General features: G+C 31.0%; 2 protein-coding genes. Both read right to left on the reverse strand.

Annotated features, from left to right (window positions below; all coding sequences use genetic code 11):
* Positions 1–278, reverse strand: a 278-nt coding sequence (locus J5G60_RS18405) for a 4-hydroxyphenylacetate 3-hydroxylase N-terminal domain-containing protein (protein WP_328707017.1), incomplete at its 3' end; no start/stop codon positions are given.
* A 17-nt stretch (positions 279–295) separates the two neighbouring features.
* Complete coding sequence (locus tag J5G60_RS18410) at positions 296–1063, reverse strand: IclR family transcriptional regulator (protein WP_150355339.1); 768 nt, start codon at positions 1061–1063, stop codon at positions 296–298.
* Positions 1064–1192 lie beyond the last annotated feature (129 nt).

A 1192-nucleotide genomic window follows, 5' to 3' on the forward strand; every position in this document is an offset into this window, starting at 1 on the left:
AATAATCTCTGCATTTTTACTTTTTTAACTAAATCCTCCGTGCTCTGGTGCAAGTGGGTAAATCTATTGATCTTTTCCCCCGTTAAGTTTGAAGTCGCTGTCATCAGATTTTGATATTCCGGTATCTGCGCTAGATCATATGTCATTTTTACAGAGTTACGTGATGGTACAAGCATTGGGTTATCTACTGGGTTGCTCAATTTTTCTCCAAACAAATATATATTTAATTTTAATTTACGCAAACTTTCTACGTATTCCTCTCCTGTCATTAAAGACATAAGATCCCTACCCCCTTTTAATTTTCTAATTTCATGGAAATTTCTCTAGCTGTTTTAACCACCTTATCCTTGATTTTAGTACAGATTTTATCATTAACCCTTACAGTAGGTATAGATACACTAATTGCCGCTACTATTTTATTTCCAAATGCCCTTATAGGCGCTGATATACATACAAGCCCAATTTGAAATTCCTCATAATCCAATATATATCCATTTTCTCTTCCCTTTTTAAGGTTTTTCATCAATGCATCCATATTTACAATGGTCTTATCGGTAAATTTTTTAAGAGGAAATTTCAATAACATTTTTAACTTATTTTCGGGAAAATCCATCAAAAGACATTTCCCCAGTCCCGAACAATGGCAAGGGTATTTAGATCCGATTTCCAAATTAGGTCTTAAAACATGTGAAGAACCTATTGAATTTATATATATTGCATTATCCTCGTCCCTTACTGCTAAATTAACTGTTTCATTGAATTCACGCTGCAATTCCATCATACAGTTATTGGCTTCCATGCTCCAACTTTTGAAATTGTTCATTCTATTAACTGTTTTTAACAAGCTTAACCCAAGTCTGTATTTTTTATTTTTTTTATTTTGGATTAAAATTCCCCTGTATTCCAGTGTGCTCAATATTCTGTACACTGTACTTTCAGATAAATTTACAATACCGCTTATCTCCTTTATACCCATCTCGGTATTATCATCTTTAAAGCACTGAAAGACATCTACCCCTCTTATAATTGATTGAATTAATAATTTAGACTCTAAATTTTCCATTTTGTACTCACCTTTTTCCTCATATTTTTTATATTTTTAGCTTAATCTGATTTTTTTTGCATAGTCTCTTATAATAACTAATTATAATAATAATATCTTTGAGTACAAAAATCATATAATTTATAGACT

The organism is Clostridium sp. HV4-5-A1G, from assembly GCF_900184915.1.
Lineage (GTDB): Bacteria > Bacillota > Clostridia > Clostridiales > Clostridiaceae > Clostridium_B > Clostridium_B aromativorans.

Coding starts and splice junctions, on each gene's coding strand:
- J5G60_RS18410 (WP_150355339.1), bottom strand. CDS start 1,063: ATGGAAAATTTAGAGTCTAAATTATTAATTCAATCAATTATAAGAGGG.